This window comes from Streptomyces sp. NPDC041122, from assembly GCF_055592445.1.
Genome location: NZ_JBVIYQ010000010.1, coordinates 198,296 through 224,118 on the forward strand (window position 1 = coordinate 198,296; position 25,823 = coordinate 224,118).

Sequence of the window (25,823 nt, forward strand, 5' to 3'; positions counted from 1 at the left end):
CCCCGTCGTCATGTCGTGCCGTCCGTCGTCTGCCGTGCGGTCCGTCGTCATGCCGATCAGGATGCCGGACATCTAGGTCATGGACTGTCCTACATGGCCTCTAGCCTGACGGCATGACTTCACCGAGCACCACTTCCGCCCCCGGGATACCGGCGCCCGCCGGCGACCGGCGGCGCTGGTTCGCCCTGGCCATCGTGATGACCGCCGCCTTCATGGACCTGGTCGACGTCACGATCGTCAACATCGCCATCCCGTCCATCCAGCGGGACGCGGGCGCCTCGTTCAGCCAGATCCAGTGGATCACCGCGGGCTACAGCCTCGCCTTCGCCGCCGGCCTCGTCACGGGCGGACGGCTCGGCGACATCCACGGCCGCAAGCGGCTCTTCCTCATCGGCATCACCGGCTTCACCGTCGCCTCCGCGCTCTGCGGCTTCGCCGCCAACCCGGAGATGCTGGTGGCCTCCCGCATCCTGCAGGGCGGCATGGCCGCGCTGATGGTGCCGCAGGTCCTCTCGATCGTGCACGCCACCTTCCCCGCCCACGAGCGCGGCAAGGTCTTCGGCCTCTTCGGCATGGTCGTCGGCCTCGGCGCGGTCTCCGGGCCGCTGCTCGGCGCCCTGCTCACCGAGTGGAACATCTTCGGCCTGGAGTGGCGGCCGATCTTCCTCATCAACCTGCCGGTGGGTGTCGCGGGCGTGATCCTCGGCCGCAAGTTCATCACCGAGTCCAAGGCGCCCAGGGCCCTCAAGCTCGACCTGGTCGGCGTCGTCCTGGTCACGCTCGGCCTGCTGATGCTGCTCTACCCGCTCACCCGGGGCCGCGAGCTGGACTGGCCGCTGTGGGGCCACCTCATGATGGCCGGGTCGCTCGTCGTCTTCGGCGCCCTCGTCGCGTACGAGAGGCACAAGGCCGCGCGGGACGGCTCGCCGCTCGTCGAGCTGTCGCTGTTCAAGGTGAAGAGCTTCGCCGCGGGCATCGCGGTGCAGACCGTGTTCGGTGTCGCGCTCGGCATCTTCTTCCTCGTCTGGACCCTCTACATGCAGATCGGTCTCGGCTGGAGCGCGCTGCGCGCCGGCCTGACCGGGGTGCCGTTCTCGATCGCCGTCTCGGCCGCGGCCGGCCTCTCCGTGCAGCAGCTCGTGCCCCGCTTCGGCCGCAAGGTGCTGCAGGCCGGCGCCCTGACGATGGCGGCCGGCGTGCTCATCTACATCTGGGAGGCCGACCGGTACGGCGCGGGCATCGCGCCCTGGCAGATGGCGCTGCCCCTCGTGGTGATGGGCCTCGGCATGGGCCTGATCGTCGCCCCGATCACCGACGCGGTCCTCTCCGACGTGCCGCAGGAGCACGCCGGTTCGGCCTCCGGTCTCATCAACACCGTGCAGCAGATGGGCAACGCGCTCGGCCTCGGCCTGGTGTCGGTCGCCTTCTTCGGAGTGATCGACGAGCGGGTCACGCCGGACCGGATCCCCGCGGAGTTCGTGGACGGTTTCGGACACGCCCTGTGGTGGGTGACCGGTGTCCTCGTGATCATCTTCCTGCTGATGTTCGCGCTGCCCGCGAAGCCGCGGCAGCACGTCGAGGGCGGCGCCGGCGAGGAGCCGGCGCAGGACGAACTGCCCGCGAAGGAGCCCGCGTTGACCTCTTGACCGAGCAGGTCAGGGCGATCGGTGGATCGGACGCGGCCCGGTGGGGAGCCTCAGAGCTCCGCCCGGGTCGCCGTCGTGTCCAGGGCCTCGAGGACGGCCCTCGGGTCACCGTTCTTCGCCACCGCCCCACCGATGTGGCGGCGCACGGCGCTCCTGACCTCCGGCCACGAACCGAGGTTCGTCGGCTGGAACTGGGCCTGCGGCATCTGGTCGATGAACTCCCGCATCGGCCGCTGCTCCGGGTCCTCGCGCAGCGCCTGGGCGGCCGAACTCGTCACCGGCAGCGCGGATTGGCTGCCGCCGTACTCCAGCGCGGACTTGCGGCCGTAGAGGAAGCTCAGGAACGCGCCGCACTGCTCGCGCCGCCCGTTCTGCCGGAACGCCATCAGCCAGTCGTTGAGACCCACGGGCGGCGCGGCGCCGCCGACCTTCTTGGGGAACGGGGCGTGCGCGTAGGGGAACGCGGCCTTGTCGGCGGCGCCCATCAGGACCGGGTGCGCGATCAGCATGCCGATCTTCCCGCGCAGGAACTGGGCGTACGCGTCCGTCCTCGTCAGCGACTTCGGGTCGGCGCCCGCCAGGCCGGGCCGCACCAGGTTGTCGCGGAGCCAGGTCAGGGTCTCGATGTTGCCGGGGGTGGCGAAGTCGTAGCCGGTGAGGCCCGCGTAGCCGCCGCCGTCGGCCAGCAGCCAGGCGAGCGCCTCGTCCTCGGCGGCCTCCGGGCCCAGCTGCAGCCCGTAGGGGGTGGGCACGCCGGCCGCCTTCAACGCCCGCGCGGCGTCGCGCAGTTCGGACCAGGAGCGGGGCGCGGTGACATGGGCCCGCTTGAAGAGGTCCTTGTTGTAGAAGAGGCGCGGGGTGCTGGCGAGGAAGGGCAGGCCGTACTGGACGCGGTCGACCATGCCCGCCTCCGCGTACGAGCGGATGAAGTCGCCCTCGGTGCGGACGTCGAAGAGGTCGGACGCGCCGTAGAGCTTGTCCTGCTCGGCGTAGGGCGCGAAGAAGTTGGACTGGGCGATGTCGGGGGCGTCGCCGTCCCGCACGCGCCGGGCCAGGGTCTGGTCGAGTTCGGCGAACGGGACGCGTTCGAGGCTGATCCCGATGTCCGGGTGGGCCTTCTTGAAGGCCGCGGTCAGGCTGCCCCACTGGTCCCCGATCGAGGAGCCCACGCTCTTGTCGTAACTGGCCACGAGCACCTTGAGCGGGGTGTCGGTCTCCGCGGAGCAGGCGCTGAGGCCGCCGGCGCCGAGCGCGGTGGCGCCGGCGAGACCGGCCGTGTGGAGAAGGAACTGCCGACGACGCACCGCTGTTGCCACCTCTTGCTCGCACCGCGTGCGCGGGTGGGTGCGGGGTGCCCGCGCCCAGTGGGCGTGCGTGCATCGTCGCGCCCCGGTGGCCGCCGCCCGCCCGGCGGAGGGTCCGCGTCCAGTGCGGGAGCACCGTCCGGTCCGGAGGGTCGCCGCCCGTCCCGCGCCTGACGGTGGCAGATTCTGCCACATGGGCAGTACGTGTCTTCGAACCCGGGCGCGGAAGAGCCGGCGCGACCGGTCGCGGGGCTGGCATAACCTGCCAGGCATGCCTGCAAGTTCGCTGACGGAGCGCCGCAAGAACGAGACCCGCCTGGACATCGCCCGCACCGCCGCGGCGCTGTTCGTCGCGGACGGCCTGCGGGCCACCCGCGCCGAGGACATCGCCCGCGCGGCCGGCGTCGCACCGCGCACCTTCTACCGCTACTTCGCCACCAAGGAGGAGTCGGTCGCCCCGCTCTTCGCCGCGGGTGCGCAGCAGTGGGCCGAGGCGGTGCGCCGGGCGCCGGCCGGGCTGGCGGTCCCGGACGCGCTGCGGCACGCGGTGGCCGACGCGCTGGGCGCCGGGGACACGGCGGCGGTGGAGTCCCTCGACTGGGTCCGGTCGCTGCTGCGCATGTCGGAGCGGAGTGCGGCGCTGCGCTCGGTGTGGGCGGACGCGTGTCACGCCTCGGAGCAGACGCTCCTGGCGGTCCTCGCGGAGCGGACGGGTGGGACGGAGCCGCCCGCGCCGGAGGCGGGGATGGCGCTGCGGCTCGCGGCGGGCGTCGCGAGCGCGGCCGTGCGGGTCGCGGTGGAGAGCTGGGCGGCGGGGGACGAGCCGGCGCGGGGTGCGGGGGGTCCGGCCGCGCTGGCGGAGCGGTGCCTCGACGCGCTCGACGGGTTCGGGTGGCCGTAAGGCCCGGCGCGCCCGGCGCTGTCCCGTACCGGGGGGCTTACCGGAGGGCTCGCGAGGGGACTTACGTCGGCTTCGGGTGAGGGCCAACGGGGCCTCCCCGCCGTACGAAAGTCCGTTTGTGTCCGAAGTGGGCCCGAACCCGTTTACTTTCCCGTACCTCGCCCGTACTCTGCGAGTGAAACCACATGCTCGGACATTCGGCGGAGGAAAACGGACATGTACGCACCGGAGCGGCAGCAGGAGATCCTGCGCCTGGCGCGTGACGGCGGGCGGGTCGACGTCCTGTCACTGGCCGAGGAGTTCCGGGTCACCGCCGAGACCATCCGGCGCGACCTGAAGGCCCTCGACCGCGCCGGACTCGTGCGCCGTGTGCACGGTGGGGCCATACCGGCCGGGCGGCTCGACTTCGAGCCGGACCTCGCGGAGCGCGAGGGCACCGCCGCCGACGAGAAGGACCGCATCGCCCGCGCCGCCCTCGCCGAACTGCCCGCCGAGGGCAGCGTCATCCTCGACGCGGGCTCGACCGTCGCGCGGCTCGCGGCGGCGCTCCCGCTGGAGTCGACGCTCACCGTCGTCACCCACGGCCTGCCCACCGCCGCGCGCCTCGCCGACCACCCCGGCATCCAGCTCCACCTCATCGGCGGCCGCGTCCGGCAGCGCACCCGCGCCGCCGTCGACGCGTGGGCGCTGCGGGCGTACGGGGAGATCCGCGCCGACGTCCTCTTCCTGGCCGCCAACGGCTACTCGGCGGAGGGCGGCCTCACCACCCCCGACCTCGCCGAGGCCGCAGTGAAGCGGGCGGCGGTCGCCGCGGCCCGCCGCGTCGTGCTGCTCGCCGACTCCGCCAAACACGGCCAGGAACACTTCGCCCGCTTCGGCGACCTCGCCGACGTGGACCTGCTGATCACGGACACGGGCCTCGGCGAGGAGGAGGCCGCCGCCATCGAGGCGGCGGGCACGGAGGTCGTCCGCGCATGAGGACGCGTACGGATGCGCTCGCGGGCGCACGGACGGACACGCGTACGAGCACAGGCCCGACCCCGCGTACGAGCACCACCCCGCGCACGACCCCGCGCACGAGCAAGGAAGCAGCAGCCGGTACCCGCATGATCCTCACCGTCACCCCCAACCCCTCCCTCGACCGCACCTACGAGGTGCCCGCGCTCGACCGGGGCGAGGTCGTCCGCGCCACCGGCGACCGCATGGACCCGGGCGGCAAGGGCGTCAACGTCTCGCGGGCCGTCGCGGCGGCGGGCGTGCGGACGGTCGCCGTCCTGCCACTGGGCGGCGCGCCCGGCGCGCTCGTCGCCCGGCTCCTCGACGAGCAGGGCATCGAGGTCGCCCCGGTGCCGGTGACCGGGCAGACCCGTTCCAACATCGCGGTCGCGGAACCGGACGGCACGCTCACGAAGATCAACGCGCCGGGCCCCGAACTGTCCGACGACGAGCGGGAGATGCTGCTCGCCACCGTCGGCGAGCGGTCGGCGGGCGCGGACTGGATCGCCTGCTGCGGCAGCCTGCCGCGCGGCCTGCGGCCGTCCTGGTACGCGGAGCTGGTGGCCCGCGCGCACGCGGCCGGCGCCCGGATCGCCCTCGACACCTCGGGCCCCGCGCTGCTCGCCGCACTCGCCGAACGCCCCGACGTGGTCAAGCCCAACGCCGAGGAGCTCGCCGGGGCCGTCGGCCGCCCGCTCGCCACGGTCGGCGACGCGGTCAAGGCCGCGGAGGAGCTGCGGGGCCTCGGCGCCCGCGCGGTCCTCGCCAGCCTGGGCGCCGACGGCCAGCTCCTGGTCGAGGAGGCGGGCGCGTACTTCGCGAGCGCCCCCGTCGACGCCGTACGCAGCAACGTCGGCGCCGGCGACTCCTCCCTGGCCGGCTTCCTGATCGCGGGCGGCACCGGGCCGCTGGCGCTCGCCTCGGCCGTGGCGCACGGGGCCGCCGCCGTTCAGCTGCCGGGCAGCGCGATGCCGGCGCCGGCGGATCTCGCGCCGGATGCGGTCACCGTGACGGCCGAGGTCCCGCTGGACCGCGCGCTGACGGAGCCGGTCTCGTGACGGCGCCGACGCCGGTGCGGTCCGTCGCCGCGACCCCTGACCTGCCCCCTGCCACCGTCCTCCCCTCGGTTCCCGTCCCAGCCGCAGCCCCTGCCTCAACCCCAGTCCCCACCCCAGCCCCCGCCCTCCGGGCGATACGCGTGCGAAGGAGCCCGCGATGACCGAGATGATCACCGCGGACCTGGTCGACCTCGAACTCGACCTGTCCGCCGGAACCAAGGAAGCCGCGGCGCGTTCGCTCGCCGAGCGCATGGTGGCCCTCGGGCGCGTCAGCGACCTGGACGGGTTCCTCGCCGACGTGGCGGCCCGCGAGGCGCAGATGCCGACCGGCCTCGATGGCGGCATCGGCATCCCGCACTGCCGCAGCGCCCACGTCACCGAGCCGACCCTCGCCTTCGGACGCTCGGCCCGCGGCATCGACTTCGGCGCGCCGGACGGCCCCGCCGACCTGATCTTCCTGATCGCGGCCCCGGCGGGTGCGGACGACGCCCATCTGACGATTCTCTCCTCGCTGGCGCGGCAGTTGATGGACGCGGAGTTCACCGGGGCGCTCCGGTCGGCCTCGACGGCCCGAGAGGCGGCCGCGCTGATCCGCGGCGAAGAGACGCCCGGAGCGGGTGAGCCCGGAGCGGGTGAGCCCGGCACGGGAGAGGCGCCCGCCGGTGAGCAGCCCTTCCGTATCGTCGCGGTCACCTCCTGCCCCACCGGCATCGCGCACACCTACATGGCCGCCGAGTCGCTCGAGAACGCCGCCCGCGAGGCCGGCGTGGAGCTGACGGTCGAGACGCAGGGCTCGGCCGGCTTCACCCGCCTCGACCCCGCGGTCATCGCCGCCGCGGACGCGGTGATCTTCGCCCACGACGTCCCCGTACGCGACAAGACCCGCTTCGCGGGCAGGCCCACCGTCGACGTGGGGGTGAAGGCCGGCATCAACCGGCCCGCCGAACTCATCGCGGAGGTACGGGAGAAGGCGGCCCGCGGCGAGACGACCGCCCCCGCCGGAACGACCCCGGTCGACAACGCCGGTGACGCCGAGGACGGCTACGGCACCAAGCTGCGCAAATGGTTGATGTCCGGCGTCAGTTACATGGTGCCGTTCGTCGCCGCGGGCGGCCTCCTGATCGCCCTCGGCTTCGCCATCGGCGGCTGGAAGATCGACAAGGCGCCGTCCGTCGCCGAACACTTCATCTGGACGGACCACACCAGCTGGGCCGCGCTGCTCTTCCAGATCGGCGGTCTCGCCTTCGCCTTCCTGGTCCCGGTCCTCGCCGGCTACATCGCGTACGGGATGGCCGACCGGCCCGGCCTCGTACCCGGCTTCGTCGGCGGTTCGGTCGCCGTCACCATCGACGCCGGATTCCTCGGCGGTCTCGCCGCGGGTCTGCTCGCGGGCGCCGTCGTGATGGGGATCCAGCGCGTCCGCATCCCGGCCGTGCTGCGCGGCATCATGCCGGTGGTGGTGATCCCGCTGATCTCCTCGGCGGTGGTCGGCTTCCTGATGTTCCTCGTCGTCGGCAAGCCCATCGCCTCCCTGCAGAGCGCGCTGACCGACTGGCTGGAGGGGCTCACCGGGGCCAACGCGGTCATCCTCGGCGTGATCCTCGGCCTGATGATGTGCTTCGACCTCGGAGGCCCGCTCAACAAGGTGGCCTACGCCTTCGCGGTCGGCGGCCTCACCCACCCGACCGACGGCTCCCTGAAGGTGATGGCCGCGGCGATGGCGGCCGGCATGGTCCCGCCGCTCGCCATGGCGCTCGCCACCACGGTCCGCGGACGGCTGTTCACCAGGACCGAGCGGGAGAACGGCAAGGCGGCCTGGTTCCTCGGCGCCTCCTTCATCACGGAGGGCGCGATCCCGTTCGCGGCGGCCGACCCGCTGCGCGTCATCCCGGCGTCCATGGCGGGCGGTGCGGTCACCGGCGCCCTGTCGATGACGTTCGGCTGCACGCTGCGCGCCCCGCACGGCGGCGTCTTCGTGGTCCCGCTGATCGGCCAGCCGCTGCTGTACCTGGTCGCCGTCGCCGCGGGTGTCGGCGTCTCGACGGCCGTGGTCGTCCTGCTCAAGGGGACCAGGAAGACGGCCCCTTCGGGCGAGGGCGAGGGCGAGGGCGAGGGCGCTGGCGAGGGCGCGGGCGACGGTGCGGGAGCGGGCGCGGAGTCGGGCGGCGACGCGTCGCTCGGCAAGGCGTCCGACGGGACGCGGGAGTCCGTGGCGGCCTGATCGAATTGATCGGCCGGCTCGATGTCGGCCTGAGTGACGTGCCCGGGGCCTCAAGAGGCCCCGGGGGTGCGGAACTCGGGAATCCGGAGTGTGCGACTTGCGTCACTTCGGGACCTAAGTCCCATTACCCCCTGTCGTAAGCCCCCGCCCCTGTTGTCTACTGGGCCGCATGCTCCAGGATGTCTCGACCATTCAGCAGATAGGCGTGGCCGTGCTCGCCGTGGCGACCGTCGTCTGGGCCGTCGGCCTGGTGCGGGTGATGCGCAAGGAGCGGCCCGGCCGACCGGGCCGGTTCGACCGGTTCGACCGGTTCGAGCGCCTCGAAGTGGAGGGGTGGGGCCAGGCACAGCCGCTCCACGCACTGCCGGTCCAGCAGGGGCCGCCGCGCGCGGAGAACGTGGAGCTCACGGCGGACGAGCGGGACGCCTTCGCCGGTCTGGTACGGCAGTTCGGCGAGGGCCGCGGGCGGGCCTGACGCCCTAGGCGGTGCCGGTCCTGCCAGTCTGCCGGTCCTGCCGGTCCTGCCGGGGTCTGCGCCCGCGCTCCGGCCGCGGTCGGCCGTTACGCCTCCGCCGCCCGCCGCTGCCCCCGTCCCTGGGTCCAGTCGCGGGCCCTGCGCTCCATCGCGGCGCGGGCCGCCGCCTCGGTGTCGTACACCTCGCACATGTGCCGACCGTCGGGCGTGAGGGTGTGCTCGACCTCCCACAGGCTGGTCTCGCCGCCGTCGAAGAGCAGGAACGCGTGCTCGTAGAGCGAGAAGCACATGCGCACCTCGCCGGCCAGGCAGGGGCGGCCGAAGGCCTGGGTGATCCGGTGCGCGAACGCCGCCCGCAGCAGCAGTTCGACACTCGTGCCCGGCCGGTCCGCGTCGGGGTTCTCGGCGCGGCGCAGCAGCCGGCGGGCGTGGTCCGCGGAGCCGTCCGGCACGTACGTGTGCCGGGGCTCGGAGTCGGCCGGGAGGTCGAGCACGACCGGACGGCCACAGCCGGGCGGATCGGGCGGCAGCGGCAGCCGCGACGTGGCGACGCCGGCCTCCTCCTCGTCGGCGTAGATCTCGTGCCTCGGCGGGCTGCCGGGTGCCGTGTTGTGGACCAGCTCCCAGAGCGTGAGCACCGACGCGTCCGCGAGCAGCCAGGTGTGCCTGAACGTCTCGCGGTGCAGGCCCGAGCTGTGGTGCGCCGAGTGCAGCGAACTGTCGTGCGCGAGCGCGGAGTCGAGGCGCGCGACGACCTCGTCCGGCAGGTCGAAGGAGTTCATCGCACGGCCGAGGAGTCGCTCGAGGTGCTCCTCCGGGGAGTGTGGTTCGGGCGACTCGGGTGGCTCGTACGCAGTGTCGTACGGAACGCTCAAGGCTTCTCCCGGCGTTGCTACATGTCACCTGGTGAGTGCATACCGTAGCCCCTGGGTCGGACATCGTGCCCGGGAACGGGAAAACGCGCGAGCCACGCGGGAAGTTCCCGCGTGGCTCGCGCGGTCGGGAGGTGCCGTCGAGGTGCTGCCGCCCAGGTCACAGGCGGTTCGCGTCAGCTCGCGGGCGGTCTCCGCGTCAGCTCGCGCTGCCCGCCGTCCACTCGCTCCAGGACATGTTCCAGCCGTTGAGGCCGTTGTCCGGGGCGATGGTCTTGTCGGGCGAGCCCTTGACCGTCACGACGTCGCCGATCAGGGAGTTGCTGAAGAACCAGGCGCCCTGGGTGTTCGGGTCGCCCGCGCCCCGCGCGTCCTGGAGACCGACGCAGCCGTGGCTGGTGTTGGCGCTGCCGAAGATCGAGGGCGAACCCCAGTAGTTGCCGTGGATGAACGTGCCCGACGAGGACAGGCGCATGGCGTGCGGCACGTCCTTGATGTCGTACTCACCGCCGAAGCCGACCGTGTCGCCGTTCATCCGGGTCTGGGTGAACTTCTCCGAGATGACCATCTTGCCGTTGTACGTCGGGTTCGACGGGCTGCCCGCGGAGACCGGGACGGTCTTGATGACCTTGCCGTCCCGCTCGACCGTCATCTTCTTGGCCTGGACGTCGACGGTGGAGACCTGCGCCCGGCCGACGGTGAAGGTGACCGTCTTGTTCTGCACGCCGGTGGCGCCGTTCGCGCCCTTCACGCCGTCCAGGTCGATCTTCATGGTGACCTTGGAGCCGGCCTTCCAGTACTCCTCCGGCCGGAAGTCCAGGCGCTGGTTGCCGAACCAGTGGCCGACGACCTGCTGGCCGCTGCTCGACGTCACCTTGATGTGCGACTGGACGTCCTTCTTCTCCGTGATCGCCTTGTCGAAGGTGAAGGAGACCGGCATGCCGACGCCGACGGTGGCGCCGCCGTCCGGCGTGTAGGTGCCGATGAAGCTGTCGGCCGAGGAGACCGTGGTGAACGTCGCGTTCTCGGTCGCCGCGTTGCCCTTGTCGTCCTTGGCGTTGGCGGTCACCTTGTACTTCGTGCCGCGCTCCAGCTGGGACTTGGGCTTCCAGCTGGTGCCGTCGCCGGAGATGGCGCCCTCGACCGCGGCGCCGGACGTCACCGACGTCATCTTCACGCTCGTCAGCTTGCCGCCGGCGACCTTGACGCCGGTGGCGTTGATCGAGGCGTCGGTGGCGCCGTCCTTCGACGAGATGGTGATGTCCGCGCCCTTGGCGGCCGAAGCCCCGCCCTTCTTGTCGTCCTTGGCGTCCGCGTCACCCCCGCAGGCCGACAGGGTCAGCGCGCCCACGGCGGCGAGCGCGGTGGCGGCCAGCAGGGCACGGCGCCGGGGGTTGACTATGACCGACCTTGTCACGGGCTGCTCCAAGTACGTGTTCTGATCCAGTACGAGTAAAGAGCGACCTGTGCGGGTTGGAGGTTCCCGCGGCACGGTGTGAGTGTGGGCACATTCCCGGGCCCTCGCGGGATCTCAACGGGCCCTCGGTGAACTGCATTTGCCCGTATTGCTCCTCTTTGGCGCCCCCTCTTTCCGTACCCCTTCCTCGCCTCCAACACCCCCTCTCATCGCACGCCCTCAGTGGTTCCCGTAGAGATCGCGGTACGCGGGGAAGGTGCCGCCCGGCGTCCGCACGGACTCGGCCGCGAGCATCGCCCGCACGATCGCCGCCGTCACCATGTCCGCGCCCGCGGCGAGGATCTCGTTGAGGGCGAGGGGGCGTTCGGCGGCCAGGGCGTGCTCTCCGGTGGCGAGGGCGAAGACCGTGTCGCCGTCGTTGAGCAGGTGGACGGGCCGCACCGCGCGCGCCATGCCGTCGTGCGAGGTGCCGGCCAGCTTCTGCGCCTGGGCCTTGGTGAGTTCGGCATCCGTGGCGACGACGGCCAGCGTGGTGTTCAACGGGGGCGCGCCGCTCTCCGCCGCGGCCTCGTCGAGGCGCCGCGTCGCCTCCGCGTGGACCTCGGGCGCGGGGTGAGTCACCCGCCGCCCCGCGAAGTACCTCCCGTACAGCACGCCCGTCTCCGGATCGACCCCCGAGCCCGCGGCGTTCGCCACGACCAGCGCGGCGACCGTGACACCTGAGTCGAGGCGGACACTCGCGCTGCCGACACCGCCCTTGAACCTGCCGACCACCGCGCCCGTGCCCGCGCCGACGTTGCCCTCCTCGACGGGGCTGAACTCCGCCGTGCGCGCGGCCGCCTCGACCGCCGCCCGCCCGGCCGCCGCGTCGGGCCGCGCCCCGAAGTCGCCGCCGCGCCCCAGGTCGAAGACGCAGGCGGCCGGGACGACGGGGACGACGTGGGACGGCTCCGGGCCGACCCGCACGCCCCGGTGCTGCTCCTCCAGCCATGCCATCACCCCGGACGCGGCATCGAGCCCGTACGCGCTGCCGCCGGTGAGGACGACGGCCTCGACGCGCTGCACCAGATTGCGCGGGTCCAGGGCGTCCGTCTCCCGCGTGCCGGGCCCGCCACCGCGCACGTCCACGGCGGCGACGGCACCGCCCTCGGGCGCGAGGACCACGGTGGTCCCGGTGAGCCGCCCGCCCCCGGCCCACGTGACATGACCGACCCTGAGCCCGGCGACGTCGGTGAGGGAGCCGGGGGTGGGGGAGTCGGACGCGAGGGCGACGTCGGTGAGGGAGTCGGGGGTGGGGGAGCTGGGGGTGTGGGGCGAGGGGGCGGAGGGCGTAGGAGGCACTGAGGGGACAGGGGGCACAGGTGGCACAGGGGGCTCAGAGGTCATGAGGTAGGCGTACCACCCTCGCTCACCGGCAACCGGGGCGCGGCGCCCGCACGGTGAGCTTTCGGGTGGCGCCCTGGCTCGGGGCGGCGCCGAGCTCTCGGAGTGCGGCGCCCGGCACTCCGGCCTCCGCTCCTCCCTCCACTCCTCCCGCCGCCCACTCGTACCGCCGCGCCACGAGCCGGGCCACCTGCGGGTGGTCCGCGAGGGGCTCGGCCACCGCGTCCGCACCGGCTTCGCCGAGCGCGGCCGTGAACCGGCCCGGGGCGAGCAGGAACGTGGCCACGAAGACCCTTCGGTGCCCGGCGGCCCGCAACGCCGCGACCGTGTCGGGGACGGTGGGCCCGGTGGCCGAGCAGTACGCGGTGCGGACCGGAACCCCGGGCAGCAGCAACCGCAGTCGCCCTGCGGCGGTGCGGGCCCCGTCGTTGCCACCCGGGCGCGACGACCCGGCGGCGGCGAGCACGACGGCCTCGGCCCCTGCCGCCTCCGCGCTGAACCCGGGGAACCGATGGAACCCGCGGAACCGGTGGAACCCGCCAGAGTCGCGGAGCCGGCCGAACTCGGGGACGAGGCATGGACGGAGTCCCGCCGGGAGCCCCGGGAGAGGCACGGCCCCCGGCCGCGCCGCCCCCGGCCCCGCCCGCAGCCCCGCGTCCCGCAACCGATCGCGCAGCGCGAGCGCGACGGCCGGCTCCCCGCTGAGGCTCTCCGCGAGTACGCAGCCGCCGCCGTGCACGACGGCCGGGATGTCGACGGTGCGGTGGTAGCCGTCGCCCAGGAGGAGAGGGACGACGACGGCGCCCTCGCGCAGCACCTCGGCGAGTGAGGGCGACTGGTGGTCGAGGTGGCCGACGACGGGCCGCACCCCGGCGATCCGCTCGACCTGGCCGCAGAGCCGCCGCAGGGTGCGGTCGGCACCGGGCAGCGGGCTGCCGTGCACGGCGAGTACGAGAGGTCGCACCGTTCACCCCGTCCGGAGCTGGAGGAGAAGCCGGAGACCGGAGGTCTTCGCGAGCGGGCCCGGGACGGGGACGTGGTGTCGCCGCACGCCCGCCCCGGAACCCGCATCGCGCCGGGCCGCGCATGATGCCGGGAAGCAGCCCGTCAGCGCCGACGCTACGCCCGGCCCCGCCGTACGGGCGCCGCCAAAGGCCCCGACTCCAGGGGTCGTTGGACCCTCCCGGAGAGGTCCTTGGCCGACTGGTCCACCCCTTTCCCCGGGCCTACCGTCATAGGGGACGAGCCCCACCGCCCCACCCGTCCCCGCCACCACACCCACCTCGACCGACGGAGTGTGCCCCCATGCAGCAGACCCTGGTGGTCATCGGCCACGGAATGGTGGGACACCGCCTCCTGGAACTGCTCGCCGAGCGCGGCGCCCTCGCCGACCCCGCCGCCCCGCAGGGCCCCGGCTGGCAGGTGACCGTGCTCGCCGAGGAGGACCGGCCCGCCTACGACCGCGTCCACCTCTCCGCCGCATTCACCGGAGCGACCGACGCCGAACTCTCCCTCTGCGACGCCGGCTTCCTCGCCCGGTACGGCATCGACCTGCGCCTGGGCGACCCGGCCGAGCACATCGACACCGCCACCCGCACGGTCACCACGACCTCCGGCGCCACCGTCCCCTACGACGCCCTGGTCATCGCCACCGGCTCCTACCCCTTCGTGCCGCCCATCGACGGTGCGGACGCCCCCGGCTGTTTCACCTACCGCACCCTGTACGACGTCGAGACCCTCACCGCGTACGCCGCCGCGGAGGACCGCACCACCGGCGTCGTCATCGGCGGCGGGCTCCTCGGCCTGGAGGCGGCGGGCGCCCTGCGCACCCTCGGACTGCGCACCCACGTCGTCGAGTTCGCCCCCCGCCTGATGCCCCTCCAGGTCGACGACGGCGGCGCCGCCGCGCTGCGCGCCACCATCGAGTCGATGGGCGTGGCCGTGCACACAGGGGTCGGAGCGAGCCGGGTCGAGACGGACTACGACGGGGCCGTGTGCGCACTGACCCTCAGCGACGGCCGCACCCTCGACGCCGACCTGGTCGTCTTCTCCGCCGGGGTGCGCCCACGGGACCGCCTCGCCCGTGAGGCCGGCCTGGCCGTGGGCGACCGGGGCGGCGTCGTCGTCGACGAACACTGCCGGACCACCGACCCCTACATCTACGCCATCGGCGAGTGCGCCCAGTGCGCCGACGGCCGTGTCTACGGCCTGGTCGCCCCCGGTTACCAGATGGCCGAGGCGGCCGCCGACGCCCTCGCCGGGGACGGCGTCTCGCTCTTCACCGGAGCCGACACCTCCACCAAGCTGAAGCTGATGGGCGCCGACGTCGCGTCCTTCGGCGATCCCTTCGCGCCCGAGGGGGAGGAGGGCGGCGCCGTCTCCGTCGTCTTCTCCGACACCCGGGAGGGCGTCTACAAGAAGCTGCTGCTCGGTCCGGAAGGGCAGCTGCTCGGCGGCATCCTCGTCGGTGACGCCGACGCCTACGGCACCCTGCGACCGCACGCGGGCCGCCCCCTGCCCGCCCCGCCACAGGCCTACGTCCTGCCCGCCGTGGCCGCGGACCTCGCCGGCGCCGGTCTCCCGGGCGCCGACACCCTCCCCGACGACGCCGTCGTCTGCAGCTGCCACAACGTCACCAAGGGCGCCGTACGCACCGCCGTCGCCGAGAACTCCCTCACCGACATCGGCGGCATCAAGCGGTGCACCAAGGCCGGCACGGGCTGCGGCGGTTGTCTCTCCACCCTCCAGTCCGTCCTCGACGCTGAGCTCACCGCCGCCGGGATCGAGCGGTCGAAGGGCCTGTGCGAACACTTCGCGCTGACCCGCGCCGAGATCTACGAGACGGTCCGCACCGAGCGCATCCGCTCCTTCTCCGAACTGCTCGCACGGCACGGCCAGGGCGGCGAGGGCTGCGCCGTCTGCAAGCCCGTCGTCGGCAACGTCCTGGGCTCGCTCGCACCCGAACTCGGCCTGCGCCACGTCCTGGACGGCGAGCAGGCCACCCTCCAGGACTCCAACGACCTGTTCCTGGCCAACCTCCAGAAGGACGGCACCTACTCCGTCGTCCCACGCGTCCCCGGCGGTGAGATCACCCCGGCCCAGCTCATCGCGATCGGCGAGGTCGCCCGCGACTTCGACCTCTATACGAAGATCACCGGCGGTCAGCGCATCGACCTCTTCGGCGCTCGCGCCGACCAACTCCCCACGATCTGGCGACGCCTGGTCGACGCCGGCCTGGAGTCCGGCCATGCCTACGGCAAGTCGCTGCGCACGGTGAAGTCCTGTGTGGGCGCCAAGTTCTGCCGCTTCGGGCAGGGGGACTCCGTACGGCTCGCCATCGACCTGGAGCTGCGCTACCGCGGCCTGCGCACCCCGCACAAGATCAAGGGCGGGGTCTCGGGGTGCCTGCGCGAGTGCGCCGAGGCCCGCGGCAAGGACATCGGCGTCATCGCCACGGCGAGCGGCTGGAACCTCTACGTCTGCGGCAACGGCGGCGCCTCCCCGCGCCACGCCGACCTGCTCGCCGCCGACCTGTCCACCGCCGAGCTCCTCCGCCTCGTCGACCGCTTCCTCATGTACTACCTGCGGACCGGCGAGCGCCTGGAGCGCACCGCACCGTGGTTCGAGCGCATCGGCGGCCTCGACCACCTCCGGTCGGTCCTGATCGACGACTCGCTGGGCATCTGCGCCGACCTGGAGGCCCAGATGGACCGGCACGCGGCGGCGTACCGCGACGAGTGGCAGGCCGTCCTCGACGACCCGCAGGCCCTCGCCCGCTTCGAGCAGCACCTCGCGCGGCCCGCGCCCGAGTTCCTCGAGCCGGGGCGCGGCCGGGTCGCGGTGCTGCCCGACGGCTCCGAGGCCGCGCTCTTCAAGGACGGCGCGGGCCGGGTCTACGCGGTCGGCAACCGCGACCCCTTCTCCGGCGCCGACGTGATCGCCCACGGCATCCTCGGCACCCGCGACGGCCGCCCCGTCGTGACGTCGCCGATGCACAAGCAGGAGTTCGACCTGCGGACCGGCCGCTGTCTGGACGACCCGACGGTCGCGCTGCCGGTGCACGAGATCCCCGCGGGAGAACCGGCCGCACAGGCCTGAAGTCCCGTCACCTTCGCGCTCTTCGGCCTGGCCGGCAGGTGCCCTACGCCTCTGCTGCGGCGAGCCGCCGCGCGTGATCGTGGATGTGTCAGGCCCCGTAGCAAGGTCGGGACCCTGAGCGAACTGGGAACCAACATGAGATCGCCTGCCGCCCAAGCGACGCGGACCGCGCCGACGGGCACCTCGTACGACCCCGCGCAGTACCGGCCCGGTAAGACCATCACCGACTGGGAGCCGGAGAACGAACTCTTCTGGAAGTCCACCGGCCGCAGGGTCGCCGCGCGCAACCTGTGGATCGCGGTCCCCGCCCTCCTCGTCGCCTTCGTGGTCTGGCAGGTGTGGTCGGTCACCGCGACCAACCTCAAGGACGTCGGCTTCGGCTTCTCCACCTCCCAGCTGTTCTGGCTGACGGCGGTCCCGGGCCTGACCGGCGGCACCGCCCGCATCCTCTACACCTTCCTCGGCCCGATGATCGGGCAGCGCCGGTTCACCGCGCTCTCCACGATCGTTCTGGTCGTCCCGCTGATCTGGCTCGGCATCGCGGTTCAGAACCCCGACACCTCGTACGGCGTGATGATCGCCATCGCGGCCCTGTGCGGCATCGGCGGCGCCAACTTCGCCTCGTCCCTGGCCAACATCGGCTTCTTCTTCCCGAAGAAGGACAAGGGCAACGCCACCGGCATCAACGGCGGTCTCGGCAACCTCGGCGTCTCCGTCGTCCAGCTGCTCACCCCGATCGTCATCACCAGCTCGGTCATCGCGGTCGGCTCGGCCCAGCACAAGGGCGACGGCACGCCGGTCTGGCTGCAGAACGCGGCGTTCCTGTGGGTGCCGGTCCTGGTGATCCTGGCCGTCGTCGCCTGGTTCGGCCAGAACGACCTCAAGGTGGCCTCCACCCCCTTCAGCCAGCAGAAGATCATCTTCAAGCGCAAGCACAACTGGCTGATGACCTGGCTCTACGTCGGCACCTTCGGCTCCTTCATCGGCTTCGCCGCGGCCCTGCCGATGCTGATCAAGACCACGTTCACCCCGATCGACGCGGCCTACTCCGCGGCCACCTACGCCTGGATGGGCCCGGCCGTGGGCGCGCTCGCCCGGTGGGCCGGCGGCTGGATCGCGGACAAGATCGGCGGCGCGCGGGTCACCATCATCTCGTTCGTCGGCATGGCGCTCTCGATCATCGGCGTGATCAACTTCCTGCCCTCCGGCGGCGACAACGGCAACTTCTGGGGCTTCTTCGCCTGCTTCCTGTGTGCGTTCTTCTTCTCGGGCATCGGCAACGGCTCCACGTTCCGCCAGATCCCGGTGATCTTCCGCAACCAGCACCTGAAGGGCCTGACCGAGGGCACGCCCGAGTACGCGAAGGCGCTGAAGCAGTCGGAGATGGAGGCGGGCGCCGTCACCGGTTTCACCTCCGCCATCGCGGCGTACGGCTTCTTCTTCATCCCGGCGATGTTCGCCAACTTCGCGGTCACCAGCGCGATGTGGGGCTTCGTGGCCTTCTACGTCAGCTGCATCGCGGTCACCTGGTGGTGCTACGCCCGCAAGGGCGCGGAGTCGCCCAGCTGACGCCCCGAGAGGCGTGAGCGACACGGTCCGGGCGGGTCGAGTGTGGGAGCACTCGGCCCGTCCTCTTTTTGCCGGTGCGTGCGGCGCGCACCGCGCGTACCACGAGATGTCCCCGGAATTCTTGTGAATACTTTCACAAGCGAACTTGGGTCCAAAGTACCGGGAGAAATACCAGGTCAACATGGGTGAACTCGAATTCTGCTGCGCCAGAAAGGGACCTCCGTCCCTCAAGCGAGGACCATTGCGGCCCCTTTCTCCGGCTGAACAGGAGTGGAATGGAGGCGTAGCGAAGAAGCGATACGGAAGGTGCGCGTCATGACTGCCACTCCTGCGGAAACGACAGTGAACGGCGAGGCCTGGGAGGGCTTCAAGGGCGGTCTGTGGCGGGACGCCATCGACGTCCGCGACTTCGTGCAGCAGAACTACACCCCGTACGAAGGGGACGACTCCTTCCTCGCCGGCCCGACCGAACGCACCACCCAGGTCTGGCAGAAGCTCCTCTCGATGTTCCCCGAGGAGATCGAGCGCGGCATCCACGACGTGGACGTGAAGACCCCCTCGCGCATCGACGCCTTCAAGCCGGGCTACGTCGACGGCACCGCCGCCGACCACCGGGACCTGATCGTCGGCCTGCAGACCGACGCCCCGCTCAAGCGCGCCATCATGCCCAACGGCGGCTGGCGCATGGTCGAAGGCGCCCTCAACGCCTACGGCTACGAGGCCGACCCGGAGGTCAGGGACGTCTACACGCACCTGCGCAAGACCCACAACGAAGGCGTCTTCGACGCCTACACGCCCGAGATCCGCGCCTGCCGCTCCTCCGGCATCATCACCGGCCTGCCGGACGCCTACGGCCGCGGTCGCATCATCGGCGACTACCGCCGCGTCGCCCTCTACGGTGTCGACCGCCTCATCGCCGCGAAGGAGGCCGACAAGGCCGCCCTCGGCGAACAGTGGGCGACCGAGGACGTCATCCGCGGCCGCGAGGAGATCTCCGAGCAGATCAAGGCCCTGACGGAACTGAAGAACATGGCGATGTCGTACGGCTACGACATCGCACGGCCCGCCACCACCGGCCGCGAGGCCATCCAGTGGCTGTACTTCGCCTACCTCGCCGCGGTGAAGGAGCAGAACGGCGCGGCCATGTCGATCGGCCGCATCGACAACTTCCTCGACATCTACCTGCAGCGCGACATCGAGGCGGGCCGCCTCACCGAGGCCGAGGCCCAGGAGTTCATCGACGACTTCGTCATCAAGCTCCGCATCGTCCGCTTCCTGCGCACCCCCGAGTACAACGAGGGCTTCTCCGGCGACCCCACCTGGGTCACCTGGTCGATGGCCGGCATCGGCGAGGACGGCCGCCCGCTCGTCTCGCGCACCACCTTCCGCGCCCTGCAGACCCTCTACAACCTCGGCCCGGCCCCCGAGCCCAACCTGACGGTCTTCTGGTCGCGGCGACTGCCGCGGGGCTTCAAGGAGTTCGCCGCCAAGGCCGCCATCGACACCTCGGCCATCCAGTTCGAGTCCGACGAGCTGATGCGGCCCAAGTACGGCGACGACACCGCCATCGCCTGCTGCGTCTCGGCGATGGCCGTCGGCAAGCAGATGCAGTTCTTCGGCGCCCGCGTCAACGTCGCCAAGGCCCTGCTCTACGCGATCAACGGCGGCCGCGACGAGAAGTCCGGCAAGACCATCGTCGAGGGCTTCACGCCCATCGAGGGCGAGTACCTGGACTACGCGGAGGTCGTGCGCGGCTACGACAGGATGCTCGACTGGCTGGCCAAGACGTACGTGCACGCGCTCAACGTCATCCACTACATGCACGACAAGTACGCCTACGAGCGCATCGAGATGGCGCTGCACGACCAGGAGATCCTGCGCACCATGGCGTGCGGCATCGCGGGCCTCTCGGTCGCCGCCGACTCCCTCTCGGCGATCAAGCACGCCAAGGTGAAGGTGATCCGCGACGAGACGGGCCTCGCCGTCGACTACGAGATCGAGGGCGACTACCCCGCCTACGGCAACAACGACGACCGCGCCGACGAGATCGCCCGCCGCATCGTGCACGACTTCATGGAGAAGGTCCGCAAGCACCCGACGTACCGCGATGCGGTGCACACCCAGTCGGTGCTGACCATCACCTCGAACGTCGTCTACGGCAAGAAGACCGGCAACACCCCCGACGGCCGCCGCGCGGGCGAGCCGTTCGCCCCCGGGGCCAACCCGATGAACGGCCGCGACGAGCACGGCTACATCGCCTCCGCGATGTCGGTCGCCAAGCTCGACTACGACGACGCCGAGGACGGCATCTCGCTGACCAACACCATCACCCCGGACGCGCTCGGCCGCACCCCCGAGGAGCGGATCGCGAACCTCGCCGGCGTCCTGGACGGCTTCATGGCGAGTGACGGCTTCCATATGAACGTCAACGTCCTGAACAAGGCGACACTGCAGGACGCCATGGCGCACCCGGAGAACTACCCGCAGCTGACCATCCGGGTCTCCGGATACGCGGTGAACTTCATCCGGCTCACCCGTGACCAGCAGCTCGACGTCATCAACCGCACCTTCCACGGCTCCCTCTGAGCCCCCGGCCCCCACCAGGGGGCCGCCCCCGATCCGCGGCCCCGGGGCCGGGCCCTCACCCCGGCCCCGGGCGCCGCGCACACCACGCTCTGCCAGTAGTTCGGGAGTTCCGCCATGGCTGTTCTGCTCGGTAACGACATCCCCGTCCGCCCCCGTGGCGGCGACGAGGACGCGGCCACCCCCGCGGCGGCCGCCACCCACCGCCCCGTCACCGGCTCGGTCCACTCCTGGGACCTGTCCACCGGTGTGGACGGACCGGGGACGCGCTTCGTCACGTTCCTCTCCGGATGCCCGCTGTCCTGCCGGTACTGCCACAACCCCGACACCTGGCGGATGCGCGACGGCAAGCGGACCACGGCCGACGAGGTGATCGCCGAGGCCGCCAAGTACACCCGGTTCATCGCCGCCGCCGGGGGAGGAGCCACCGTCAGTGGCGGCGAACCCCTCCTGCAGCCCGTCTTCACCGGCGAACTCCTGCACCGCCTCAAGCACGAACTGGGTCTGCACACCGCGCTCGACACGTCCGGCTTCCTCGGCGCCCGCGCCACCGACGCGCTGCTCCGCGACGTGGACCTGGTCCTGCTCGACATCAAGTCCTGGGACCCCGCCACGTACCAGCACGTCACCGGGCGTCCCCTGCGGCCCACCCTCGACTTCGCCCACCGGCTGGCCGGCCTCGGCCAGGAGGCCTGGGTGCGCTTCGTCCTCGTCCCCGGACTGACCGACGACCCGGCGAACATCGAGGGCGTCGCCCGCTTCGCCGCCTCGCTCGGCAACGTCTCGCGGGTCGACGTGCTGCCCTTCCACAAGCTGGGCGAGGCGAAGTGGGACGGGCTCGGCAAGGACTTCACCCTCCGCGACACCCCCTCGCCCACCCTGGCACAGGTGGCCGAGGCCAAGGAGATCTTCGCAGCTCAGGGCCTCAAGGCCATCTGACGGCGGCTGCTGGCGGAAGCCGCCCGCGCCCCCGGCGTACCCTGGAGACATGAGCCCCGCCCCCGCCCCCGAACCGCGAGATCCGGACAAGCCGAAGACCTCCGAGGACCCGAAGAAGCAGCCGGGGAACGCGCTGATCTTCGACGACCCGCTGTCGCAGCAGTCTTCGGACGACACGGACCGAGGGTGGGGCGAGCGGGCCGAGGCCGGCCGCGACAGCGCCGCCGACCTCGCGCGCTTCCTCGACGAGAAGCCGCCCCACCACCTCTGAGCCCGCCCCGCCCGCCCCTCCGGGCCCCGGCAGGCCCGCCGCGCTACTCCTCGCGATGACCCGAGCCGCGCTGCGCCACCAAGGCGTCGCGGATCTCCTTGAGCACCTCCAGCTCGGTGATCTCCATGACCTCCTTGGTGCCTTCCTTCTCGGCGCGCTTGGCCGCCACCCGCGCCAGGTACTTGGACATGGGCAGCACCATCAGGAAGTACACGACGGCCGCGGTGATCACGAAGCTCAGCACCGCGCTGAGCACGGAACCCCACATGATCGGGATGCCCTTGGAGACCTCGCCCGCGGCGTTCATCTCGCAGGGGGACTTCAGGCACGAGTGGTAGTGGTCGAGGTCCTTCGTCCCGAAGGCGCCGACGAGCGGGTTGATGACACCCTTGACCACCGAGTTCACGATGTTCGTGAACGCGGCGCCGATGACCACCGCGACCGCCAGGTCGACGACATTGCCGCGCATCAGGAAGGCCTTGAAGCCGTCCCAGACGCCCGGTTCCTTCTTCTCGCTCACCACAAGGCCTTTCGTTGCATGTGCGTGTTGCGGAACAAACAACTTCGCAACCTACGTCAGACCCGGGCCGACCTGTCCAATTCGGCGTCCCCAACGGATTACTTGACAGGCTGTCAGTGCGATCGTGAACGTTCGAATTCAGTACAGGGTCGGTCACCACGAGAGCGTGCGGCGCAAGGTCGTTCATCGCAGCGTCACCGCCAACCGCGTGGTCGCCGCGGTCCCCGCGAGCCGCGCCGCGGTCGGGCCCGGCACGGCGAAGACCACCAGCGCGCCGCTCTCGGCGGGGCCCTCGGCCGGCTCCGGCACCGCGGCCACCCGCGCGCCGGCCGCCACCACGCGGGGTTCCGCGCCGCCACCGGACGAACCGTCGGCGGCGATCACGTCGACCCGGTCGCCGGGGCGCAGCAGACGCACGGCGTCCGCATCCGCGATCCGCACCGGAGCGGTCACCGTCGCCCGCCCCGCGAGACCTCCGGACGCGCCCCCGGCCGCCCCTGCCTCCCGCGCCGGTTCTGCCGCCACCGCCCGCTGGGCGGGGTCCGGCGCCGAGGAGCGAGGCGTGCCGGCCGCGAGGGCCGCGGCGGTCATCGCCAGTCCCACGGCCAGGGCCCGTCGTCTGTGCCGCAGCAGCCGGCGCAGCCGCGGATGCCCGCCGCGCACCCGCACGGGCGGGAAGTGGGGGACCGGGCAGCCGTCTGCCGGCCGGGTCTGAGGAGGAACGTGCGTCACGACGACCACCGCCTGCGGTGCGAGGAACCGGGCTTGCGCTCTCACGATGCAGGCCCGCGCCGCTTCCCGCTGACGCCCGTGGACTACTCACCGGTTGTGGACAACCGCCTCACCCGAAGGGGAAGTTCCGCCCCTCGCGGTGCCCTCCGCACCCCTCGGGCCTCAGCCCCCTCCGACTCTCACGACAGCGGAATCCCCGGATCCACCCCGCCCAGCGCCCCGGCGCACAGGCAGCCCCGCCGCTCCTCCTCCGCCGGAAGCCCCGCCACCGCGTCGAACAGGACGCCCCGCAGCCGGTCCACGTTGGCGGCGAACACCCGGAGCACCTCGTCGTGCGAGACGCCCTCGCCGGTGTCCGCGCCCGCGTCCAAGTCCGTGACCAGCGTCAACGACGTGTAGCAGAGCTCCAGTTCCCGGGCGAGCGCCGCCTCGGGGTGGCCGGTCATGCCCACCACCGACCAGCCCTGCGCCGCATACCAGCGCGACTCCGCCCGGGTCGAGAACCGCGGCCCCTCGACCACGACGAGCGTCCCGCCGTCCACCGGCTGCCAGTCACGGCCGCGTGCCGCACGCAGCGCGGCCGCACGTCCGGCGGGGCAGTAGGGGTCGGCGAGCGAGACGTGCACGACGCTCGGGACGCTGCCGTCGGGCAGCGGAGCCCCGTCGAAGTACGTCTGGGCGCGTGCCTGGGTGCGGTCCACGAGCTGGTCGGGCACGAGCAGCGTGCCGGGTCCGAACTCGGGCCGCAGCCCGCCGACCGCGCAGGGTCCGAGCACCTGCCGTACGCCCGCCGAGCGCAGCGCCCAGAGGTTGGCGCGGTAGTTGATGCGGTGCGGCGGCAGATGGTGGCCGCGGCCGTGGCGGGGCAGGAAGGCCACGCGCCGCCCCGCGATCCCGCCGAGGAAGAGGGAGTCGCTCGGGGCCCCGTAGGGCGTGTCGACCTGGACCTCGGTCACGTCGTCGAGGAAGGCGTAGAAGCCGGAGCCGCCGATCACGCCGATCTCGGCCCGCGCGGGGTTCGCCGTGTTCACCATGGGCGCACAGTATCCGGGCGGGAAGCGACCGGGGCGAACGCCGACGACCCCGCCGTCACAGGACGGCGGGGTCGCACGGAGGACGTGCGGTGAGTCCTAGGCGGCCGAGCTCGACGACGTGGACGTCGACGAGGAGGAGCCGGAGGACTTGGAGTCCGAGGACGAGGAGGACGAAGCAGCCTTCGAGTCCGCCGAGGAGGAGGACGAGGCGGACTTCGACGACGAGGTCGACGGCGTGCTGCTGGACGACGAGCCGCGGCTGTCGTTGCGGTAGAAGCCGGAGCCCTTGAAGACGATGCCGACTGCCGAAAACACCTTCTTGAGGCGTCCGTTGCAGCTGGGGCACTCCGTCAGGGCGTCATCGGTGAACTTCTGCACCGCCTCGAGGCCTTCGCCGCACTCGGTGCACTGGTACTGGTACGTCGGCACTTGCTTCCTCCTGGCACTCTCACTCGATGAGTGCTAACGACGCTCCATAGTGACCTATTCCGCGGGATCAGTCCACCGTCACCGGCACGCGGTGACCGACGCCACGCGCCACGGTGCGGCCCGGGGCCTTGGGGACGAGCCGCGAGCGGAGGGTCACGAGGACCGCGAGGGCCAGTGCCGTGCCGCCCAGCGGGACCAGGAATCCGGCCCCGTCCCAGAGGCGGTCCTCCAGCTGTCCGGCGACCGTGACGGCCGCCGCCTGACCGAGCGCGACCGCACCGGTCAGCCAGGTGAAGGCCTCCGTGCGGCCGGTCGGCGCGACCAGCTTGTCGACCAGCGTGTAGCCGGTGATCAGCGCGGGCGCGATGCAGACGCCGACCAGCAGGCCGAGGCCGGCGAGCAGCAGCACGGAGTGCGCGGCCCACAGGCCGGAGGCCATCAGGGTCAGCGCCGTGTAGCCGACGAGCAGGCGGCGCTGCGGGGAGACCTTCCAGGCGATGGCGCCGCAGACGACTCCGGAGAGCATGTTGCCGGCCGCGAACGTGCCGTACAGGACGCCGTTCAGGCCGGGCTCGCCGATGGACTCCGTGAAGGCGGCCAGCGAGACCTGCATGCCGCCGAAGACGGCGCCGATGCCGAGGAAGGTGGCGATCAGGACGCGGATTCCGGGGACGCGCAGCGCGGAGACGTGCTCCACGCGCGCGTGCTCGTCGTGGTGCGCGGACGGCTTGGGCTGGGTGCTCTTCTGCGCGGCGAAGAGCAGACCGCCGACCAGGGTGAGCCCGGCCTCGGTGAGGAGACCGGCGGAGGGGGTGACGGTGGTGCACAGCGCGGTCGCCACCAGCGGGCCGAGGACGAAGGTCAGCTCGTCGGTGACCGACTCGAAGGCGGCCGCGGTGGTGGCCAGCGGGGAGTCCTGGAGCTTGACGCCCCAGCGGGCCCGCACCATGGGGCCGATCTGCGGCGTGGAGGCGCCCGCGGGCACGGCGGCCACGAAGAGCGCCCACAGGGGCGCGTCGGAGAGCGCGAGGACCGTCAGGGTGACCACGGACGCGGAGTGCACGAGGACGCCGGGCAGCAGCACGGCGCGCTGGCCGAAACGGTCGGCGAGCTTGCCGCTGAAGGGCGCGAAGAGCGCCATGGAGACGCCGGTGACGGCCGAGACGGCGCCGGCGGCGCCGTACGAGCCGGTGGTGTGCTGCACGAGCAGCACGATGGAGATGGTCAGCATCGCGAACGGCTGACGCGCCGCGAAGCCGGGCAGCAGGAACGTCCAGGCGCGCGGGGTGCGCAGCAGCTGTCCGTAGCCGGGGCGGGATTCGGTGACCGTGGATGCCACGGCCCGTGCCTTTCTGCCGCCTGGTAGCGCGTCCTC

The 25,823-nt window shown here is 72.2% G+C and carries 21 protein-coding genes; 11 read left to right on the forward strand and 10 right to left on the reverse strand.

Features of this window, described 5'->3' with window-relative positions:
- Positions 1 to 113 precede the first annotated feature (113 nt).
- Positions 114 to 1,646, forward strand: a complete 1,533-nt coding sequence (locus tag ACZ6B8_RS32050) for an MFS transporter (RefSeq protein ID WP_471085481.1) — start codon at positions 114 to 116, stop codon at positions 1,644 to 1,646.
- A 50-nt stretch (positions 1,647 to 1,696) separates the two neighbouring features.
- Here the strand turns inward: ACZ6B8_RS32050 and ACZ6B8_RS32055 are convergent, their stop codons facing one another.
- A complete protein-coding gene (locus tag ACZ6B8_RS32055; RefSeq protein WP_471609484.1) occupies positions 1,697 to 2,950 on the reverse strand; it encodes an extracellular solute-binding protein in 1,254 nt (417 codons plus the stop codon).
- Positions 2,951 to 3,221: 271 nt separating this feature from the next.
- Between ACZ6B8_RS32055 and ACZ6B8_RS32060 the strand changes: the two genes are divergently transcribed.
- From ACZ6B8_RS32060 to ACZ6B8_RS32080, 5 genes are all read left to right on the forward strand, one after another.
- Entirely contained in the window at positions 3,222 to 3,851 is a 630-nt protein-coding gene (locus ACZ6B8_RS32060) for a TetR/AcrR family transcriptional regulator (RefSeq protein ID WP_471085487.1), read from the forward strand.
- A gap of 216 nt (positions 3,852 to 4,067) precedes the next feature.
- A complete protein-coding gene (locus ACZ6B8_RS32065) occupies positions 4,068 to 4,829 on the forward strand; it encodes a DeoR/GlpR family DNA-binding transcription regulator (RefSeq protein ID WP_471085490.1) in 762 nt (253 codons plus the stop codon).
- A 128-nt stretch (positions 4,830 to 4,957) separates the two neighbouring features.
- On the forward strand, positions 4,958 to 5,905 hold the full coding sequence (gene pfkB, locus ACZ6B8_RS32070) for a 1-phosphofructokinase (protein ID WP_471086027.1): 948 nt from the start codon (positions 4,958 to 4,960) through the stop codon (positions 5,903 to 5,905).
- A 157-nt stretch (positions 5,906 to 6,062) separates the two neighbouring features.
- A complete protein-coding gene (locus tag ACZ6B8_RS32075) occupies positions 6,063 to 8,126 on the forward strand; it encodes a PTS fructose transporter subunit IIABC (protein ID WP_471609485.1) in 2,064 nt (687 codons plus the stop codon).
- Positions 8,127 to 8,295: 169 nt separating this feature from the next.
- The gene (locus tag ACZ6B8_RS32080) at positions 8,296 to 8,601 is read left to right on the forward strand and encodes a hypothetical protein (protein WP_471609486.1); all 306 of its coding nucleotides are present in this window, start codon (positions 8,296 to 8,298) and stop codon (positions 8,599 to 8,601) included.
- 86 nt (positions 8,602 to 8,687) lie between these two features.
- Here the strand turns inward: ACZ6B8_RS32080 and ACZ6B8_RS32085 are convergent, their stop codons facing one another.
- The 4 genes from ACZ6B8_RS32085 to ACZ6B8_RS32100 all read right to left on the reverse strand — a co-directional run bounded on the left by ACZ6B8_RS32085 (position 8,688) and on the right by ACZ6B8_RS32100 (position 13,237).
- Positions 8,688 to 9,476, reverse strand: a complete 789-nt coding sequence (locus ACZ6B8_RS32085) for a DUF6227 family protein (RefSeq protein WP_471085498.1) — start codon at positions 9,474 to 9,476, stop codon at positions 8,688 to 8,690.
- 196 nt (positions 9,477 to 9,672) lie between these two features.
- On the reverse strand, positions 9,673 to 10,890 hold the full coding sequence (locus tag ACZ6B8_RS32090) for a L,D-transpeptidase (protein WP_471085501.1): 1,218 nt from the start codon (positions 10,888 to 10,890) through the stop codon (positions 9,673 to 9,675).
- A gap of 219 nt (positions 10,891 to 11,109) precedes the next feature.
- Positions 11,110 to 12,231, reverse strand: coding sequence for a P1 family peptidase (locus ACZ6B8_RS32095; RefSeq protein ID WP_471609487.1), 1,122 nt, complete (start codon positions 12,229 to 12,231; stop codon positions 11,110 to 11,112).
- Between the two features lie 67 nt (positions 12,232 to 12,298).
- Positions 12,299 to 13,237, reverse strand: coding sequence for a sirohydrochlorin chelatase (locus ACZ6B8_RS32100; RefSeq protein WP_471609488.1), 939 nt, complete (start codon positions 13,235 to 13,237; stop codon positions 12,299 to 12,301).
- A 341-nt stretch (positions 13,238 to 13,578) separates the two neighbouring features.
- On the opposite strand from ACZ6B8_RS32100, the gene nirB reads away from it, so the two are divergent.
- The 5 genes from nirB (at position 13,579) to ACZ6B8_RS32125 (ending at position 21,733) form a co-directional block, all read left to right on the forward strand.
- Positions 13,579 to 16,371, forward strand: coding sequence for a nitrite reductase large subunit NirB (gene nirB, locus ACZ6B8_RS32105; protein WP_471609489.1), 2,793 nt, complete (start codon positions 13,579 to 13,581; stop codon positions 16,369 to 16,371).
- Positions 16,372 to 16,506: 135 nt separating this feature from the next.
- Positions 16,507 to 17,940: a NarK family nitrate/nitrite MFS transporter gene (locus tag ACZ6B8_RS32110; protein WP_471085513.1), complete on the forward strand. Its 1,434-nt coding sequence runs from the start codon at positions 16,507 to 16,509 to the stop codon at positions 17,938 to 17,940.
- A 315-nt stretch (positions 17,941 to 18,255) separates the two neighbouring features.
- Positions 18,256 to 20,526, forward strand: a complete 2,271-nt coding sequence (gene pflB / locus ACZ6B8_RS32115; RefSeq protein ID WP_471085516.1) for a formate C-acetyltransferase — start codon at positions 18,256 to 18,258, stop codon at positions 20,524 to 20,526.
- A gap of 114 nt (positions 20,527 to 20,640) precedes the next feature.
- A complete protein-coding gene (gene pflA / locus ACZ6B8_RS32120) occupies positions 20,641 to 21,462 on the forward strand; it encodes a pyruvate formate-lyase-activating protein (protein ID WP_471609490.1) in 822 nt (273 codons plus the stop codon).
- Between the two features lie 49 nt (positions 21,463 to 21,511).
- The gene (locus ACZ6B8_RS32125; RefSeq protein ID WP_471085522.1) at positions 21,512 to 21,733 is read left to right on the forward strand and encodes a hypothetical protein; all 222 of its coding nucleotides are present in this window, start codon (positions 21,512 to 21,514) and stop codon (positions 21,731 to 21,733) included.
- 43 nt (positions 21,734 to 21,776) lie between these two features.
- Here the strand turns inward: ACZ6B8_RS32125 and mscL are convergent, their stop codons facing one another.
- The 5 genes from mscL to ACZ6B8_RS32150 form a co-directional block, all read right to left on the reverse strand.
- A complete protein-coding gene (gene mscL / locus ACZ6B8_RS32130; RefSeq protein WP_471085525.1) occupies positions 21,777 to 22,253 on the reverse strand; it encodes a large conductance mechanosensitive channel protein MscL in 477 nt (158 codons plus the stop codon).
- A 183-nt stretch (positions 22,254 to 22,436) separates the two neighbouring features.
- Positions 22,437 to 22,985, reverse strand: a complete 549-nt coding sequence (locus ACZ6B8_RS32135) for a hypothetical protein (protein WP_471085528.1) — start codon at positions 22,983 to 22,985, stop codon at positions 22,437 to 22,439.
- A gap of 179 nt (positions 22,986 to 23,164) precedes the next feature.
- The gene (locus ACZ6B8_RS32140; RefSeq protein ID WP_471085531.1) at positions 23,165 to 24,019 is read right to left on the reverse strand and encodes an S-methyl-5'-thioadenosine phosphorylase; all 855 of its coding nucleotides are present in this window, start codon (positions 24,017 to 24,019) and stop codon (positions 23,165 to 23,167) included.
- A 96-nt stretch (positions 24,020 to 24,115) separates the two neighbouring features.
- Positions 24,116 to 24,448 (reverse strand): FmdB family zinc ribbon protein, encoded by a 333-nt coding sequence (locus ACZ6B8_RS32145; RefSeq protein ID WP_471085534.1) that lies wholly within the window; start codon positions 24,446 to 24,448, stop codon positions 24,116 to 24,118.
- Positions 24,449 to 24,515: 67 nt separating this feature from the next.
- Positions 24,516 to 25,787: an MFS transporter gene (locus ACZ6B8_RS32150; protein ID WP_471085537.1), complete on the reverse strand. Its 1,272-nt coding sequence runs from the start codon at positions 25,785 to 25,787 to the stop codon at positions 24,516 to 24,518.
- Positions 25,788 to 25,823: the final 36 nt, after the last annotated feature.

Excerpts from the sequence above, each read along its gene's own strand:
- ACZ6B8_RS32050 (WP_471085481.1), top strand. The coding sequence starts at position 114 with ATGACTTCACCGAGCACCACTTCCGCCCCCGGGATACCGGCGCCCGCC.
- pflB (WP_471085516.1), top strand. The coding sequence starts at position 18,256 with ATGACTGCCACTCCTGCGGAAACGACAGTGAACGGCGAGGCCTGGGAG.
- pfkB (WP_471086027.1), top strand. The coding sequence starts at position 4,958 with ATGATCCTCACCGTCACCCCCAACCCCTCCCTCGACCGCACCTACGAG.
- ACZ6B8_RS32060 (WP_471085487.1), top strand. The coding sequence starts at position 3,222 with ATGCCTGCAAGTTCGCTGACGGAGCGCCGCAAGAACGAGACCCGCCTG.
- ACZ6B8_RS32080 (WP_471609486.1), top strand. The coding sequence starts at position 8,296 with ATGCTCCAGGATGTCTCGACCATTCAGCAGATAGGCGTGGCCGTGCTC.
- ACZ6B8_RS32125 (WP_471085522.1), top strand. The coding sequence starts at position 21,512 with ATGAGCCCCGCCCCCGCCCCCGAACCGCGAGATCCGGACAAGCCGAAG.
- ACZ6B8_RS32110 (WP_471085513.1), top strand. The coding sequence starts at position 16,507 with ATGAGATCGCCTGCCGCCCAAGCGACGCGGACCGCGCCGACGGGCACC.
- ACZ6B8_RS32140 (WP_471085531.1), bottom strand. The coding sequence starts at position 24,019 with ATGGTGAACACGGCGAACCCCGCGCGGGCCGAGATCGGCGTGATCGGC.
- nirB (WP_471609489.1), top strand. The coding sequence starts at position 13,579 with ATGCAGCAGACCCTGGTGGTCATCGGCCACGGAATGGTGGGACACCGC.
- ACZ6B8_RS32065 (WP_471085490.1), top strand. The coding sequence starts at position 4,068 with ATGTACGCACCGGAGCGGCAGCAGGAGATCCTGCGCCTGGCGCGTGAC.
- pflA (WP_471609490.1), top strand. The coding sequence starts at position 20,641 with ATGGCTGTTCTGCTCGGTAACGACATCCCCGTCCGCCCCCGTGGCGGC.
- ACZ6B8_RS32075 (WP_471609485.1), top strand. The coding sequence starts at position 6,063 with ATGACCGAGATGATCACCGCGGACCTGGTCGACCTCGAACTCGACCTG.